14 protein-coding genes and 1 tRNA gene are annotated in these 15,949 nt (G+C 70.1%); 10 read left to right on the top strand and 5 right to left on the bottom strand.

Going from position 1 to position 15,949, the window contains the following annotated elements; translation table 11 throughout:
• The first annotated feature begins 204 nt into the window (after nucleotides 1-204).
• The 4 genes from K338_RS0111730 (at nucleotide 205) to K338_RS0111715 (ending at nucleotide 5,400) form a co-directional block, all read left to right on the top strand.
• Nucleotides 205-1,320: an ABC transporter permease gene (locus K338_RS0111730; protein WP_022918367.1), complete on the top strand. Its 1,116-nt coding sequence runs from the start codon at nucleotides 205-207 to the stop codon at nucleotides 1,318-1,320.
• Between the two features lie 194 nt (nucleotides 1,321-1,514).
• The gene (acs, locus tag K338_RS0111725) at nucleotides 1,515-3,494 is read left to right on the top strand and encodes an acetate--CoA ligase (RefSeq protein ID WP_022918366.1); all 1,980 of its coding nucleotides are present in this window, start codon (nucleotides 1,515-1,517) and stop codon (nucleotides 3,492-3,494) included.
• A gap of 140 nt (nucleotides 3,495-3,634) precedes the next feature.
• Nucleotides 3,635-4,540 carry an alpha/beta fold hydrolase gene (locus K338_RS0111720; RefSeq protein WP_051154796.1) on the top strand — a complete coding sequence of 302 codons (906 nt, stop codon included), beginning with the start codon at nucleotides 3,635-3,637 and terminating at the stop codon, nucleotides 4,538-4,540.
• A 182-nt stretch (nucleotides 4,541-4,722) separates the two neighbouring features.
• Complete coding sequence (locus K338_RS0111715; protein WP_022918364.1) at nucleotides 4,723-5,400, top strand: Crp/Fnr family transcriptional regulator; 678 nt, start codon at nucleotides 4,723-4,725, stop codon at nucleotides 5,398-5,400.
• A 21-nt stretch (nucleotides 5,401-5,421) separates the two neighbouring features.
• On the opposite strand, the gene K338_RS0111710 is transcribed toward K338_RS0111715, so the two are convergent.
• The 3 genes from K338_RS0111710 to K338_RS26615 are packed head-to-tail and all read right to left on the bottom strand — an operon-like array spanning nucleotide 5,422 to nucleotide 6,477.
• Entirely contained in the window at nucleotides 5,422-5,889 is a 468-nt protein-coding gene (locus K338_RS0111710; protein ID WP_022918363.1) for a RidA family protein, read from the bottom strand.
• Nucleotides 5,886-6,041, bottom strand: a complete 156-nt coding sequence (gene sp36 / locus K338_RS25570; RefSeq protein ID WP_022918362.1) for a Sp36 family protein — start codon at nucleotides 6,039-6,041, stop codon at nucleotides 5,886-5,888. The genes K338_RS0111710 and sp36 overlap by 4 nt, the downstream gene beginning before the upstream one ends.
• 10 nt (nucleotides 6,042-6,051) lie before the next feature.
• The gene (locus K338_RS26615) at nucleotides 6,052-6,477 is read right to left on the bottom strand and encodes a WhiB family transcriptional regulator (RefSeq protein ID WP_022918361.1); all 426 of its coding nucleotides are present in this window, start codon (nucleotides 6,475-6,477) and stop codon (nucleotides 6,052-6,054) included.
• Between the two features lie 188 nt (nucleotides 6,478-6,665).
• On the opposite strand from K338_RS26615, the gene K338_RS22230 reads away from it, so the two are divergent.
• From K338_RS22230 to K338_RS0111685, 3 genes are all read left to right on the top strand, one after another.
• A complete protein-coding gene (locus tag K338_RS22230) occupies nucleotides 6,666-9,155 on the top strand; it encodes a transglycosylase domain-containing protein (RefSeq protein WP_022918360.1) in 2,490 nt (829 codons plus the stop codon).
• A gap of 15 nt (nucleotides 9,156-9,170) precedes the next feature.
• Nucleotides 9,171-10,169 carry a metallophosphoesterase gene (locus K338_RS0111690; protein ID WP_027286754.1) on the top strand — a complete coding sequence of 333 codons (999 nt, stop codon included), beginning with the start codon at nucleotides 9,171-9,173 and terminating at the stop codon, nucleotides 10,167-10,169.
• A gap of 139 nt (nucleotides 10,170-10,308) precedes the next feature.
• Nucleotides 10,309-10,385: transfer RNA gene (locus tag K338_RS0111685), tRNA-Pro, on the top strand.
• An 89-nt stretch (nucleotides 10,386-10,474) separates the two neighbouring features.
• Here the strand turns inward: K338_RS0111685 and K338_RS0111680 are convergent.
• Entirely contained in the window at nucleotides 10,475-10,891 is a 417-nt protein-coding gene (locus K338_RS0111680) for a DUF6069 family protein (RefSeq protein WP_022918359.1), read from the bottom strand.
• Between the two features lie 187 nt (nucleotides 10,892-11,078).
• Here K338_RS0111680 and K338_RS22225 point away from each other — a divergent pair, with 187 nt between their 5' ends.
• A complete protein-coding gene (locus K338_RS22225; RefSeq protein ID WP_022918358.1) occupies nucleotides 11,079-12,245 on the top strand; it encodes a sensor histidine kinase in 1,167 nt (388 codons plus the stop codon).
• The gene (locus tag K338_RS0111670) at nucleotides 12,242-12,895 is read left to right on the top strand and encodes a response regulator (RefSeq protein WP_027286752.1); all 654 of its coding nucleotides are present in this window, start codon (nucleotides 12,242-12,244) and stop codon (nucleotides 12,893-12,895) included. Before K338_RS22225 ends, K338_RS0111670 begins: the two co-directional genes overlap by 4 nt.
• A 107-nt stretch (nucleotides 12,896-13,002) precedes the next feature.
• On the opposite strand, the gene K338_RS0111665 is transcribed toward K338_RS0111670, so the two are convergent.
• Nucleotides 13,003-14,301, bottom strand: a complete 1,299-nt coding sequence (locus tag K338_RS0111665; RefSeq protein WP_022918356.1) for a uracil-xanthine permease family protein — start codon at nucleotides 14,299-14,301, stop codon at nucleotides 13,003-13,005.
• Nucleotides 14,302-14,535: 234 nt separating this feature from the next.
• On the opposite strand from K338_RS0111665, the gene K338_RS22220 reads away from it, so the two are divergent.
• On the top strand, nucleotides 14,536-15,948 hold the full coding sequence (locus tag K338_RS22220; protein ID WP_022918355.1) for a purine-cytosine permease family protein: 1,413 nt from the start codon (nucleotides 14,536-14,538) through the stop codon (nucleotides 15,946-15,948).
• Nucleotide 15,949 lies beyond the last annotated feature (1 nt).

The raw sequence follows: 15,949 nt of genomic DNA, 5'->3' as shown, positions 1-15,949 counted from the left end.
CCACACCGGTGAAGGTGGCGACGGCGCCTCTGCGGAGGCGCCGTCGTTGCGTCTGCCCCTGGGATCGCCCTCCGGGACCCGTCCGCTGCCGTCAAAGCCGTGTGCGCAGCGCCACCGACGTCCTGCCGGAGTACCGGCGCGCCCCACCACGTCCAGGGCGGATGCGTCGCTACCGTGAATCCATCACCCATCGTGGAGGACACTGTGAGCACCGTCCCGCCGAACAGCAACGACGACCGCGACGCCACGCCCGGCGCACCGGCCCCTTCCGCCGACCAGGCTGCCGTCCCAGGTACGCCCCCTCCGGGCGCAGCGCCAGGCGACGCAGGCCCCGCGGACGCCCCCGCCGCTCCCCCGGTCCCAGAGAGTGGCGACCCCGGACCCACCGGCTCCGACGTGCCGGTGGAGGAGCTGGCCGGCGCGGCATCGCCGCCCGCTCCGGGCGCCCCCGACGAGCCGGCGGCCGAGCCGCCGGCCGCCGAACCGCCTGCTGACGGGGCTGCGGAGCCTGCACCACCGACCCAGACATTCGGCACGGGCGAAGAACCAGCCACCCGCCAGCTGCCCACTGAGGAGGAGGACGAGGCGCTGCGCGCCGAGCGTGCCCGGCGGTTCGGCCGGGTCGCCTCCTCCGGGGCTGAGCCGGCGGACCCTGGCCGGCCCGGTCCGGACGGCACCGCAGCAGGTGCCGGGGCCGCTGGTGCCGCTGTCGGCGCTGGAGCAGCCGCTGGTGATCCCGCGGAGCCGCAGCCGACCACCACGACGGCCACCGACACCACCGGTGCGGCCCCGCCTCCGGTGGAGGACGACCCGTTCGCCGACTTCGACGAGGGGCCGGCGTCCCGCGCTGCGGCGCACTGGTGGGGCATCCTGATCGCCATCGTGTTCGGCCCGGTCACCTGGTACCTGGTCGCCGATGGTGGTGAGCGCATCTCCTACTCGCTGAGCCAGAACCTGGAAGCGGTCAACGTGATGGGGCTGGTGGAGCTCGGCGGTGGGCTGATCACGCTGATCATCATGCTGATGGCCGCACGGTGGTCCTCGGTGGGGTCGATCATCATCGGCTCGATCGCCACCCTGATCGGTGCGGCCTTCCTCGCTGTGCCGCAGATCGTCGCGGACTTCCTTGCGTCCCAGTCGATGATCTTCGACCGGCTCGGACAGTTCGGCACGAACGTCCACGACCACCTCGTCTCCGATGGTCACTCCGGGCGGCTGCTCCTGTACGGGATCACCTTCATCTTCATCGGGGTGATCTCGCACGGTGCCCGACGTCAGGGACGGCGGGAAGAACGCCGCAAGGCCGCTCTCGGCGCCTGACCATCCCGCTGGCCGGTCAGACCGCACCGGCCGCAGACGTTTCGCGACGCTGCCCCGTGGCTACTACCGTCGGTCGCAGCCACGGGGCCACCGGTCGCAGTCTCGCCCCCGCCCGACCGGACGGGCTTCGGTCACTGCGCCCGGAGGCATAGGCTGAGAACGTACCTGCACCACCGAAGCTGCTCGGAGGAACTGTGACTGACCAAGATACGACTCTGGAGAATCTGCTCACCGAGACCCGCTCGTTCCAGCCCAGCCCGGAGTTCGCCGCGAGCTCCAACGCCTCGCCGGAGCTGTACGAGCAGGCGGAGGCGGACCGGTTGGCGTTCTGGGCGGAGCAGGCCCGGCGATTCCTCAGCTGGGACACTCCGTTCGAGGAGGTGCTGGACAACTCCGGCGCCCCGACCGCCCGCTGGTTCGCGGACGGGAAGCTGAACGCCACCTACAACGCCGTCGACCGGCACGTGGAGGCCGGCAACGGCGACCGCGTCGCGCTGCTGTTCGAGGGTGAGCCCGGTGACACCCGCACGATCACCTACGCCGACCTCAAGCGTGAGGTGTCCAAGGCCGCCAACACCCTGGAGTCCCTCGGGGTGAGGACCGGCGACCGGGTGGCGATCTACCTGCCGATGATCCCGGAGGCGGTGATCGCGATGCTCGCCTGCGCCCGGATCGGCGCACCGCACTCCGTGGTCTTCGGAGGATTCTCTGCCGAGGCGCTGCACTCCCGGATCCTGGACGCCGACGCCAAGGTGGTCATCACCGCCGACGGCGGCTACCGGCGCGGCAAGCCGAGCGCACTCAAACCGGCCGTGGACGAGGCCCTCAGCCACGACGACACGGACGTGTCCACTGTGCTGGTGGTCCGCCGCACCGGTCAGGACGTCGCCTGGACCGACGGCCGGGACCAGTGGTGGCACGAGGCGCTCGAGGGCGCCTCCGAGGAGCACACCCCGGTGCCGGTGGAGGCCGAGCACCCGCTGTACATCCTGTACACCTCGGGCACCACCGGGAAGCCGAAGGGCATCCTGCACACCACCGGTGGCTACCTGGTGCAGTCCGCCTACACGCACTGGTACGTCTTCGACCTGAAGCCGGAGACGGACGTGTACTGGTGCACCGCCGACGTCGGTTGGGTCACCGGGCACTCCTACGTGACCTATGGCCCGCTGATCAACGGTGCCACCCAGGTGCTCTACGAGGGCACCCCGGACAGCCCGCACAAGGGCCGCTGGTGGGACATCGTGCAGAAGTACGGCGTGACGATCCTGTACACCGCACCGACCGCCATCCGCACGATGATGAAGTGGGGAGCGGACATCCCGGGCGAGTACGACCTGACCTCCCTGCGCGTGCTGGGCAGCGTGGGTGAGCCGATCAACCCGGAGGCGTGGATCTGGTACCGCCGGGTGATCGGCGGCGACCGCACCCCCGTGGTGGACACCTGGTGGCAGACCGAGACCGGCGCGATCATGATCTCCCCGCTGCCCGGGGTGACCGACGCCAAACCCGGCTCCGCGCAGGTCGCTGTCCCCGGTGTGCATGTGGACGTGTGGAACGACGCCGGCCAGCCGGTGGGTCCCGGTGGTGGCGGCTACCTGGTGATCAACGAGCCGTGGCCGGCGATGCTGCGCACCATCTGGGGTGACCACGAGCGGTTCAAGGACACCTACTGGGCACGCTTCCCCGGCACCTACTTCGCCGGTGACGGCGCCAAGTTCGACGAGGACGGCGACGTGTGGCTGCTCGGCCGGGTGGACGACGTGATGAACGTCTCCGGCCATCGGCTGTCCACCACGGAGATCGAGTCCGCACTGGTCTCCCACGACTGGGTGGCCGAGGCAGCTGTGGTCGGCGCGAGCGATGCCACCACCGGTCAGGCCGTGGTGGCGTTCGTGATCCTGCGCAGCGATGCCCTGGAGGCCGCTGAGGCCGAGGGCGAGAAGGTGGTCGGTGAGCTGCGCAACCACGTAGCGCACGAGATCGGCCCGATCGCCAAGCCGCGCTCCATCCTGGTGGTCTCCGAGCTGCCGAAGACACGGTCCGGGAAGATCATGCGCCGTCTGCTGCGGGACGTGGCCGAGAACCGCCCCGTGGGCGATGTGACCACGCTGGCGGACTCCTCGGTGATGGACTCCATCTCCGCCGGGATGCAGGCCAGCGCTGGCGACTGACCCGCGAGCAGAGCTGGACGGCCGGTGGTCGGGGCGCGGTGCCTCGGCCACCGGCCGTCGCTGTGTCGGGCGCAGGGTCGAGGACAGATCCACCTCTCGGCTGATCCGCCCGGCCAGGGCCGCCGGTAGCCTCGGTGGGCGTGAGAGTCGATCCGTCCATCATCCTGCAGGAAGGTCCGTGGACGCACCGCATGGTGGCCGCGAACGGGGGCCGGTTCCACCTCGCGATCTCCGGTGCGGACGACGGCGCTGCTCCCCTCGTGGTGCTCCTGCACGCGTTTCCGCAGTTCTGGTGGGCATGGCGGGCCCAGCTGGACGGTCTGGCCGCCCTGGGCTTCCGGGTCGCCGCGATGGACCTGCGCGGGTATGCCGGCTCCGACAAGCCACCTGCTGCGTACGCCGTCCCCTCGATGGCTGCCGATGTGCGGGGGGTGATCCGCTCCTTGGGGGCGGCCTCGGCCGTGGTGGTCGGGCACGGCCTGGGCGGGCAGGTGGCCTGGTCGATGCCGGCGATCGCCCCGCAGGTGACCCGCGCTGTGGCGGTGCTGGCCGCCCCGCACCCGGTACCGCTGCACCGGCAGGCCACACGGGTAGCCACCACCGACACGTTGAAGACCCTCGCCTACTTCCAGGTGCCGTGGTTCCCGGAGCGCTCGTTCACCCATGGGGACCGGGTGGCCCGGCTGCTAGCTTCCTGGAGCGCCCCGGGCTGGCAGTGTCCGCACGTGGCGCTGTACACCGACGCGATGCGGCTGCCGTTCGTGGCGCACAGCGCCATGGAGCAGCTGCGCTGGTCGGTGCGCTCCACGCCACGGCTGGACGGGCGCCGCTACCTGGCCCGGGTGAACCGACCCGTCACCGTGCCGGTGCTGAGCCTGTCCGGGACGGCCGACCCGGTCTATCACCGTGGCGCCTACCGCCGGGACAGGGACTACGTGCGCGCCCGCTACTCCCAGGTGAGCATCGACGGTGCTGGGCACTTCCTGCCGGAGGAGGCGCCGGAGGAGGTCACCGGGCTGCTCGCCGAGTGGCTCGCCGAGCTGTAGCGGCCCGGCGGCAGGTCACGCCGCCTCTTGGGCCACTGTGCTGCTGCCCAACCTGTCCACGCTGAGAAACCGAGCCACGGACTCTCGGCCGGCCTGTACCGTGAGCCGCGTTGCGTACGGTCCGCCCGCCAGAAGAATGGCAGACTGTGGCTGACCTCACACCGAGATGAAGGGAACCCCCGATGGACGAGGCCGTGGTCCGATCTGCTCCGCTCTTCGCCGAGCTCAGTGACGAGAGCTATCGCGCGGTCCGGGAGCGCACCACTGAGCTCACGTTCCGTCGTGGCGAGGAGATCTTCCACGAGGGCGCGCAGGGCGACCGGTTGTTCGTGATCGGCTCCGGGAAGGTCAAGCTCGGCCACATGGCGCCCGACGGCCGTGAGCACCTGCTCGCGATCCTCGGGCCTGGGGAGATCCTGGGCGAGGTGTCCCTCTACGATCCGGGCAAGCGCACCGCGACGGCCACCGCCCTGGCGACCAGCGAGCTGGTCGAGCTCTCCCACCAGGGCCTGCTGAAGATCCTGGACGCCCGCCCAGAGGTGTCCCAGCACCTGCTGCGGTCCTTGGCGCTCCGCCTGCGTCGCACCAACAACAAGGTCGCCGACCTGATCTTCTCCGACGTACCTGGCCGGGTCGCCAAGGCGCTGCTCGACCTGGGCCGACGGTTCGGCGAGCGCACCGAGTCCGGGCTGCGGGTCACCCATGACCTGACCCAGGAGGAGCTGGCCCAGCTGGTCGGCGCCACCCGGGAGACGGTGAACAAGGCACTGGCGGAGTTCTCCAACCGCGGCTGGCTGCAGCTGCAGGGCCGTTCCGTGGTGCTGATCGACATCGACCGACTCACCCACCGCGCCCGCTGAACCTGCGTCGGTGCGTCCCGGTCAGGCGACCTCGAGGATCAGCTCCACCTCGACCGGGGCGTCCATCGGCAGCACCGCCACACCCACTGCGGAGCGCGCGTGCACGCCGGCGTCGCCGAAGATCTCTTGCAGCACCTGCGAGGCGCCGTTGATCACCTGCGGCTGGGTGGTGAAGGCCGGGTCGGAGGCCACGAAGCCGACCACCTTGACCACCCGGCGCACCTTCTCCACGTCACCGACCAGCGAGACCGCAGCGGCCAGACCGTTCAGTGCCGCCTGCCGCGCCAGGTCGTGCGCGGTGCCCGGGTCCACCAGTCCGGGTCCGTCACCGACCTTGCCCACCGCGGGCAGCTGCCCGTCGATGATGGGCAGCTGCCCGGCGGTGTAGACCAGGTCACCCTGACGCACTGCCGGCACGTAGGCCGCTACCGGCGGCACCACATCAGGCAGCGTCAGGCCCAGCTCGGCCAGTCGCTGGGCGACGCTCACTGCTTCTCTCGCTTGAGGTAGGCCACCAGCCCCTGCCCGTCGGGCCCCGGCACGACCTGCACAAGCTCCCACCCGTCGTCACCCCACTGGTCGAGGATCTGCTTGGTGGCGTGGACGATGAGCGGAACCGTTGCGTACTCCCAGCGTGTCATGGCACTGATACTACGCACCTCGCACAACGGCTGCCGGGGCAGTGCCACCCGTCTGAGCAGCCGCTGGTTCCGACGGCGCAGAGGTGTGGAGCACAGCTGGGCTGCTCGTGCGTCGCCGTGGTCGAGGCGCCGGCCACCGTCGGCCGATCTCCTCGGTGATCTCGTCGCGATCCACATCGTCCAGCGTGGTCCGCCAGGACTCCACCGACGGCGCACGGCGCAGCAGCGCCCGACGTTCCCGCTCCGTCATCCCGCCCCAGACACCGTACTGGATGCGGTTGTCCAGGGCGTCCACGAGGCACTCCAGCCTCACCGGACACTCGAAACAGACCTCCCGAGCCTGCCGTTGCGCTGCTCCCTGGACGAACAGCTCGTCCGGTGATCGTTTGGCGCACGCGGCCCGAAGGGTCCACTCCTCATCGAACTTGGCGTTCATTCCCCACCTCTCTACACTGAGCGGCTTCTGTGCCAAGGCCCCTCCTTGGCAACTTCTTGACCGATACTAGGGGATGAGATGCCGTTTCGTGCAACTGCCCCCGTGATGGTCTTTGCGTTATACACCTCTTTGGCGAGTTTGTCAGGTCGTGGGTGTCTCACCCGGTTTTGCGCCGTACCCTGGTAGCCATGCCCTCACCGTCCCGATCGACCTCCCGTACGGTCAACGCCGCACAGCTGGTGTCGATGTTCCTCGCGTTCCTGCTGGTCGCAGGCATCGGCGGTGTGCTCTCTGCAGGGTTCGTGATGCCTGCTGTAGCCACTCTCGGTGCGGCCACTGACGCCGGTGACCAGCTCTTCGAGGATCTGCCTACCGAGCTGGGCAGCGAGGACATGTCCCAGCAGACCGTCATCTACGCGTCCGACGACTCCGTGCTCGCTCGGATCTGGGCCTGGAACCGCATCGTGGTGCCACTGGACGAGATCTCCGAGAACATGCGCAACGCAGTGATCGCCGTGGAGGACAAGCGGTTCTACGAGCACGGTGGCGTCGACCCCGAGGGCATCATGCGCGCGGCGGTGCTGAACCTCATCGGCACCAGCCAGCAGGGCGGTTCCACCCTCACCCAGCAGTACGTGAAGAACGTGCTCATCGAGGCAGGCCGCCGCGCCGACGACCCGGAGGCCATCCGCGAGGCCACCGCAGACACGCTCGGGCGCAAGCTTCGCGAGGCCAAGCTGGCGATCGCACTGGAGCAGCACCGCAGCAAGGACGAGATCCTGGAGGGCTACCTGAATGTGGCCCAGTTCGGCCCGTCCCAGTATGGGGTGGAGGCTGCCTCCCGCTACTACTTCCACCACCGGGCCGCGAGCCTGTCGGTCGCGGAGTCGGCGATGCTCGCCGGCATCACCAACTCCCCGGGCAAGTGGGATCCGGTGCGCCATCCGGAGGATGCGGAGAACCGTCGGAACACCGTGCTCGGGCTGATGCTCAACCAGGACATGATTACCCAGGAGGAGTACGACGAGGCGATCGACACCTCGATCGACGAGATGCTCAACGTCAACCCGGCCTCCGAGGGCTGCTCGATGGCCGGCAGCGCCGCGTACTTCTGTGACTACGTGCGCTCCGAGATCCTGTCCAACCCGATCTACGGCGAGACCCGAGCCGACCGCGTCCAGCTGCTGCAGACCGGTGGCCTGCAGATCCACACGACGCTCGACCCGGAGAAGCAGAAGGACGCCTGGGACGCCCTGCGGCGAGCCATCCCGGTGGACGACTCCTCCGGGATCTCCAACGCGCTGTCCACCGTGGAGCCAGGTACGGGCAAGATCCTGGCGATGGCCCAGAACACCCGCTACGGCTCACCTACGGACGACGAACCACGGGCGACCATGGTCAACTTCAACGGCGACCAGGCGCACGGTGGGTCGAGAGGGTTCCAGACCGGGTCGACGTTCAAGGCGTTCGTGCTGACCCAGTGGCTGATCGACGGGCACTCGTTGAACGACAGCGTCAACGGTTCCACCGGGCAGAGCTTCCCGTCCTCCTCCTGGGACAGCTGTGTGCGGATCGGCGGCCCGCCGTACGAGCCGAACAACCTGGAGAGCGTGATCAGCGGGCGGATGTCGGTGCTGCGGGCCACCGAGCAGTCGGTGAACACCGCGTTCGTGAACATGGCGAACCAGATGAACCTGTGCGACATCGCCGACACCGTGGAGTCGATGGGCTACCACCACGCCACTGTGAACCCGGGCGAGCCCTACACCGACGCCAACGGCAACCAGCCCTACGGTGACTACTCGATGCAGATCGTGCCGTCGATGACGCTCGGTGCCAACGAGGTCGCCCCGCTGACCATGGCCGAAGCGTTCGCCACCTACGCCTCCGGCGGCATCCACTGCTCGCCGATCGCGATCGACTCCATCACCACCGCTGATGGTGAGGAGCTCGAGGTCCCGGACGCGAACTGTGAACGGGCGTTGGACGAGCGGGTCGCGAACGCGATGAACTATGCGCTGAACCACGTGGCCTCCCCGGGCGCCACCGGCGAGCAGGCGGTGCTGGACGACCGGCCGGTGGCGGGCAAGACCGGTACCGCCAACGACGACACCGCGGCGTGGTTCGTCGGGTACGTGCCGCAGATGGCCACCGCGGTGTGGGTCGGCCACTCCGAGGGCACCAAGCCGATGATGAACACCACGATCAACGGGCAGTACTACCGCCTGGTCTACGGTGGCCGGATCGCTGCCCCGATCTGGCAGGACTACATGAGCCACGCCACCGACGGCATGGAGGTCCAGGACTTCGACGAGCCGCGGGACCGGGAGATCTACGGCGAACGGGTCTCCGTCCCGAGCGTGAACGGGATGTCGCAGGACGATGCTGAGCAGGCGCTGGAGAGCCGCGGGTTCAACGCCCAGACCGGCGGCAGCTCGCACAGCGACAGCGTGTCTGAAGGCGACGTAGTCTCCACCTCCCCGTCGGCCGGATCCGAGGTGCGGCCCGGCAGCACTGTCACGATGACCCTCAGTTCCGGTCCCGAGCCGAACAACGACGATGACGACGAGGGTGATGACAACAACGACGACAACGACAACGACAACCGTGGCAACCGCAACGACCGCGGCGGCGGCAACAACGACCGCGGCGGCGGCAACAACGACGATGATGACTAGCCGCAGGCTGACTGAGTGAGCGAGACCACGACGCGGCCGCTACGCCGCGCCACCCGCCTGCTGGGTGCTGCAGGGGCGGCCGGCCTGGCCTGGTCGCTGGCCGAGGCGCAAGCCTTCACCGTGCGCCGGGTGGAGGCGCCCGTACTACCGGCCGGCGCGGCCTCGATCCGCCTGCTGCACCTGTCCGACCTGCACCTGCTGCCCCGCCAGAGCCGCAAGATCGGCTGGCTACGTGACCTGGCGGCCTTGGCCCCCGACCTGGTGGTCAACACTGGCGACAACATGGCCCACCGAGAGGCACTGCCTGCCGTGCTGGCAGCCCTGGAACCGCTGCTGGAGGTGCCCGGCGCGTTCGTGATGGGCTCGAACGACTACTTCGCGCCGCTGCTGCGGAACCCGGCCCGCTACCTGCTCCCCGATGCTCGACGCCACGATCCCGACGAGCGCCCGGAGGACCTGCCCGGACGCGAGCTCGGCTACGCGTTCGCCGCCTGCGGCTGGCGGGACCTGTCCAACCAGACTGCGAGCCTCGAGGTGCGCGGCACCCGGCTGGACCTGGTCGGTGTGGAGGATCCGCACCTGGACCGGGACGAGCTGCCGGAGACCTGGCCGGCTCAGCACCAGGTCGCCGACGGCGCAGGGTCACCTGCCGAGCAGAGCGCTCCCGGCTCCTCGGGTGCTGTGTCGTCTGCTGGGTCCGGTGTGCGCATCGGTGTCACCCATGCACCATACCTGCGGGTGCTGCGCGGTATGCAGAGCCTGGGTTGTGAGCTGGTGCTCGCCGGGCACACCCACGGCGGGCAGCTGTGCCTGCCCGGCTACGGGGCGCTGGTGACCAACTGCGACCTGGACACCGGCCGGGCCAGCGGCCTGCACCCGTGGCCCGGCGATGCGCCCGGGCCGGGAAACCTATGGCTGCACGTGAGCAACGGGATGGGCACCAACCCTTACACCCCGGTCCGGCTCGCCTGCCGCCCGAGCGTGACCCTGCTGACGCTGACCCCGCCGCGGTGACCTGCTCGGCAGCCTCTGGTGTGGAAGGTTGCTGGTGCTATAACACCAGCGACCTTCCACACCAGATCGTCGTGTGACCGCGCCCACAGCGCCAGTTTCACTCCGGGCCGGTGAAGGCGCTATCCTGACCAGGCTGCATCGGGGTGTGGCGCAGCTTGGTAGCGCGCTTCGTTCGGGACGAAGAGGTCGCAGGTTCAAATCCTGTCACCCCGACCATGAGGTGTGTGGACCGCCTGAGGAACGAGGGCGGGCCACACACCTCACTTGTCTGCGGCCAGGAGCCATGACTCATCGGGGGTCTGGACCTAGCCACGGCCGCGCAGCCCGAGGAGGATCGTCAGGCCCACCACCAGGTGCAACGCCGCCAGGCTGCCGATCGCCGCACCGCCCACGCCGGTGAGGGGCCCCAGCAGCGAGAGCACCAGCACCATGCTGGCCAGCACCGTCCAGACCCGGCGCGCATGCACTGTGACCCGCTCCAGCATGGCGCGAGCGAGCCATCCGGCACCGCCGACCACGGCCGCCACCACGGTCACCGAGACGGGGCCGATCGCGGTCACCGTCGGACCGGTGCGTGCCGCCAGCGGCACACCGAGCAGCAATACCGCCACCGCCCAGGTCGCCAACCCGGCCAGCACAGCCAGGGCGAGCACAGCCAGCCGGCGCCTGCCGCGCTCTGCCCTCCGGGCAGCACCCACCGACGGGTTCGTCGCTGCAGTCATCGATGTTCTCCTCTCTCTTCGGGCACCGTCGACGGCGGCCCGTCCGGTGCTGACGAGGACTCACCGTGCCCGGCGGTGCGGGTGGGCGGCATCGGCCGCCCGGTGATGGCTGCGCGCCTGTCGACCGGGCCGGTACCGACTTTGGTCGGTGGTGGCCGGCGCGCACCCGCCGTACTCTCGGTCCGTCATGTCCGAACCCCGCCTGCCACCTGCGCGTCGTCCCCGTCACCAGCCCGGCGCCGGGGCGCTCATCCTCACCGGTGCCACGCTGCTGCTCGGTGTGCTCACCCTCGTCGGCGAGTGGCCGCACACCTCCACCTCGTGGTTGGTGGTCGATGTGGCCACCCTGGCGGCCTCGGCGGGCCTGATGCCGCTGGTCAGCCGGCACCGGGTGCTCGGCGCCGGACTGCAGGCGGTGCTGGCAGCCGTCTCCCCCACCGGTACCCCCGGGTCGACGATCGCCACCATCCAGGTGGCCTGGCGGGAGCGGTTCACTCCCGCTGCAGTCCTGGCGGCTGCCGGGGTCGGCGCGCACCTGCTGCGCTGGTTGTGGCGGCCGTTCCCGGGTCTGAGCTTCTCCTGGTGGGTGGTGGTGGCCTTCGCCGTGTATGCAGCGCTGCTGGGCTGGGGCGCCCAGGCACGCGCGCGGGAGCGGCTCATCGGCTCGCTGGCTGAGCGGGCCCGTCGCGCCGAGGCCGACCAGGAGCAGCGGGTCGCCGAGGCCCGCATCGCCGAACGGACTCAGATCGCCCGGGAGATGCACGACGTGCTCGCCCACCGGCTGTCCCTGCTGGCCACCTACGCCGGTGCGATGGCCTACCGGCCGGACGCGCCTGTGGCACAGCGCACCCAGGCGGCGGACGTGATCCGCACCGGCGCGCACGAAGCCCTGGAGGAGCTGCGGCAGGTGATCGCCGTGCTCCGCGACGACCCCGCCGACGCCGACCACGGCACCGGCACCCGCCCGCAGCCCACGCTCGCCGACATACCCACCCTGGTCGCCGAGTGCACCCGGGCCGGGATGAGCATCACGGTGACGGACCAGACCACGCAGGCTCCGCCGTCGAGCATCGGACGAGCCGCGTACCGGATCGTGCAGGAGGCGTTGACGAACGCCCGCAAGCACGCCCCCGGAGCCCCCGTGACCCTCACCCTGGCCGGGGGTACCGAGGCCGGCTGGCTCACCGTGACCGCGAAGAACCCTTGTGCCGCCGACGGCGGAGCTCACCTGCCCAGCAGCGGTACCGGTCTCGTCGGGCTCGCCGAGCGCGCCCGCCTGGTCGGTGGTCACCTGGAGCACGCGGCAGGCCCGGACGGCTTCCAGCTGGAGGCGCGGCTACCGTGGACACCGTGAGCACACCTGTGCGGCTGCTGCTGGTGGACGACGACCCGTTGGTGCGGGCCGGGCTGGCGATGCTGCTCGGTGGAGAGCCCGGGGTCGAGGTGGTCGCCCAGGTCGGGGACGGCGCCGAGGTTCCGGCCGCAGTGGACGCCCACCACCCGCACGTGCTGCTGATGGACCTGCGGATGCCTGGGGTGGACGGTATCCGGGCCACTGCCCGGCTGCGGGCGCGGCCGAACCCGCCGGAGGTGGTGGTGCTGACCACGTTCGACTCCGACGACAACGTGCTGCGTGCGCTGCGCGCCGGGGCGAGCGGGTTCCTGGTCAAGGACGCACCGCCGGAGCAGATCGTGACGGCGGTGCACCGGGCCGCGGCCGGGGAGCCGATCCTCTCCCCCGCGGTGCTGCGCCGGCTGATGGACGCCGCGATCGTCTCCTCCGGGTCCGCCGACCATGCGCGGGCGGCGCTGGCGGGGCTGTCGCCGCGGGAGCACGACGTGGCGGTGGCGGTCGGTCAGGGCCGGTCGAACGCGGAGATCGCGGCGTCGCTGCTGATGAGCATGGCCACGGTCAAGGCGCACATCTCCCGCATCCTGACCAAGCTCGACCTGAACAACCGCACCCAGGTGGCACTGCTGGTGCGCGACGCCGGCCTGGACTGACCCCTCCCCCCCCCCCCCCCCCCCACGCCCTGTTCGCGAACGCTCTGGTTCGCGGCGCTGGCGGCCGGTGAATCGGTAAAACCGAGCGTTCGCGAGGAGAGGAGTGGCTACTGGGGGTCGGGGACGGACGCCGGGGAGGCGGCCTCGATGCTGGTGCCGCGCCACCGGGCCAGTGCCCGCATCACGTGGTAGACACCGAACGCCGCGGCGGTGCCGAGCGCGATGCCCTCGAAACGCAGGTCACCGGCCACCCAGGTGAAGTTGGCGATCCCGACCACCAGGGCGATCGCTGCCGTGGTGAGGTTGACCGGGTCGGAGAAGTCCACCTTGCTCTGCACCCAGATCCGGGCACCGAGGATGCCGATCATGCCGTACAGCACGGTAGCCGCACCGCCGAGCACCCCGGCCGGCACGGTGGCGATCAGCGCACCGAACTTCGGGGACAGGCTGAGCAGGAACGCGCACGCCGCAGCCACCGCGTAGGCGGCGGTGGAGTACACCCGGGTCGCGGCCATCACTCCGATGTTCTCCGCATACGTGGTGGTGCCGGACCCGCCGCCGAAGCCCGCCAACGTGGTGGCTAGTCCGTCGGCGATCAGCGCACGGCCGGTGACGTCGTCCAGGTTCTCACCGGTCATCGCAGCCACCGACTTCACGTGCCCCACGTTCTCGGCGATCAGCACCATCACCACCGGCAGGAACAGGCCGAGGACGGTCACGTCGAAGGTCGGCGTGGTGAACTCTGGCAGGCCCACCCAGGCGGCCTCGTTCACCCGGGTGAAGTCCACCTCGTGGCGCAGCACGGCCACCAGGTAGCCGACCAGCACGCCCAGCAGGATCGCCAGCCGGCCGATCAGGCCGCGGAACAGCACGGTGATCAGGACGATCGCAGCGAGGGTGATCAGCGCCGTCACCGGTGCGGCCTGCACGTTGTCCCAGGCGGTCGGGGCCAGGTTCAGGCCGATCAGCGCGACGATGGTACCGGTGACCGCCGGCGGCATGGCGATGTCGATCCATCTCGCCCCGGCCAGGTGCACCACCAGGCCGACGACCGCCAGCAGCACACCGGTGACCAGGATGCCGCCGAGCGCCACCGGCATCGGCAGCTGCCCGGCCGCCGAGCCCACCCCGATCGGGGCGAGGAAGGCGAAGCTGGAGCCCAGGTAGCTGGGTACCCGGCCGCGGGTGATGAGCAGGAACCCGGCGGTGCCGATCGCGGAGAAGAACAGCGTGGTGGCCGGTGGGAAACCGGTGAGCAGCGGCACCAGGAACGTCGCACCGAACATCGCCACCACGTGCTGGGCCCCGATCCCGATGGTCCGCGGCCAGGAGAGCCGCTGCCCCGGCGCCACCACCTCACCGGGAACGATCGTCCTGCCGTCTCGGTACAGCGTCCAGAGCGCCACGGCTCACCTTCCTCGAAGTGTGCAGAGGTCGACCACTCCCTGGTGACCCGCCCGGCATCGTAGCGGCCATCCGTCAGGTCGCGAAGGATCGGGCATCGGTGCCCGACCTTGATCGACGCTGATTGACGCTGCGGCGAGGGCGCGGAGCACGGCCCGGCCGGCAGTCGTCTACGCTTGTGCCGAAACGTTTCTTCACCTAGCCTCGCCGCAACCAGTCACGGCAAGGGAGCCCGGATGACCGATACCCAAGGACACATCGAGCGGCGCGGCATCGACCTCGTCCCCGAGTCCGCCCGCTACGGCAAGCCTCGAGACCTGATGTTCCTGTGGGCGGGCACCACGACGACGGTCTTCACCGTGGTCTACGGCGCGTTCGTGGTGGCCCTGGGGCTCAGCTTCGTGCAGTCCGTGGTCGTCATCGTGCTCGGGAACCTGCTCGCCTACCCGCTCCTGGGTCTGGCCAGCGTGCAGGGACCGGTCACCGGCACCACGACACTGACCATCTCCCGCTCCTCCTACGGTCCGCGCGGCGGCAGGATCCTGGGCGTCTTCGCCTGGCTGACGCTGGTCGGCTTCGAGGCCGGCGGGCTGATCCTGGTGGTGTTCGCCGCACTCACGCTGCTCGACGGTGCCGGGGTGGCCTCCACCGCACCGGTCCAGATCATCACCATCGTGGTGCTCGCCGCGGTCCAGCTGCTGCTCCCCCTGTTCGGCCACTCGGTGATGATGAAGGCGCAGAAGTACTTCTCCGCACTCTTCGCGCTGGCGTTCCTGGTGATGGCGATCCTGGTGCTGCCGAAGGTGGACCTCAGCGCCACGACCGGCTCGGGCGCCTCGGCCTCCACGATGATCATCGGCATCGCGCTGATCATGGCCTCCGGTGGGTTGTCCTGGGCCCCGGCAGGGTCGAACTTCTCCCGGTACCTACCGGTGCGTACCTCCAAGCGGGCCGTGGGGACCTACGCCGCGGTCGGCGGTTTCGTCCCCTACGTGCTGCTGCAGGTGCTCGGTGCGGCCACCGCGTCGATCACGCTGGACGTGGCCGACCCGATCTCCGGGCTGCCGGCGGTGCTGCCTGCCTGGTTCGTGGTGCCCTACCTGGTGCTGGCGATGGTCTCCCTGCTGGTGCAGAACAGCACCAACCTGTACTCCTCCGGGCTGAACCTGCAGACCGCCGGGATCCGGGTCTCCCGAGTGACCATGGTGGTCATCGACACGGCGATCTGCGCGATCATCACCTACATCGCCGTGGTCGGCCAGTCCTTCTACGACCTGCTGAACGCGTTCCTGAGCCTGCTGGTGATCTGGCTGGCGCCCTGGGTAGCGATCTACGTGACCGACTGGCTGATGCGCCGCGGCCGCTACGACCTGCCGTCGTTGGCGAGCGAGACCGGCGGCCGGTACTGGGGCCGCGGCGGCTACCGCACCTCCGGCCTGGTCGCCCAGGCGCTCGGCATGGTGGTGGCCGCGCTGTGGGTGAACACCACCACCTACGTGGGCCCGCTGGCCACCCTCACCGGCGGTGCCGACCTGAGCATCCCGGCCAGCATCGCCGTCGCTGCCCTCACCTACGGGATGCTCGCCCGCCGCGAGCGCGAGCAGCCGAGCATCGACCCCTCTGCCCTGCAGACCGAAGGAGCACACTGAC

The sequence above is a fragment of the Ruania albidiflava DSM 18029 genome, assembly GCF_000421225.1.
Classification (GTDB): Bacteria; Actinomycetota; Actinomycetes; order Actinomycetales; family Beutenbergiaceae; genus Ruania; species Ruania albidiflava.
The sequence above is the reverse complement of the archived record's forward strand: the minus strand, read 5'-3'. Positions and strand labels throughout refer to the sequence as shown.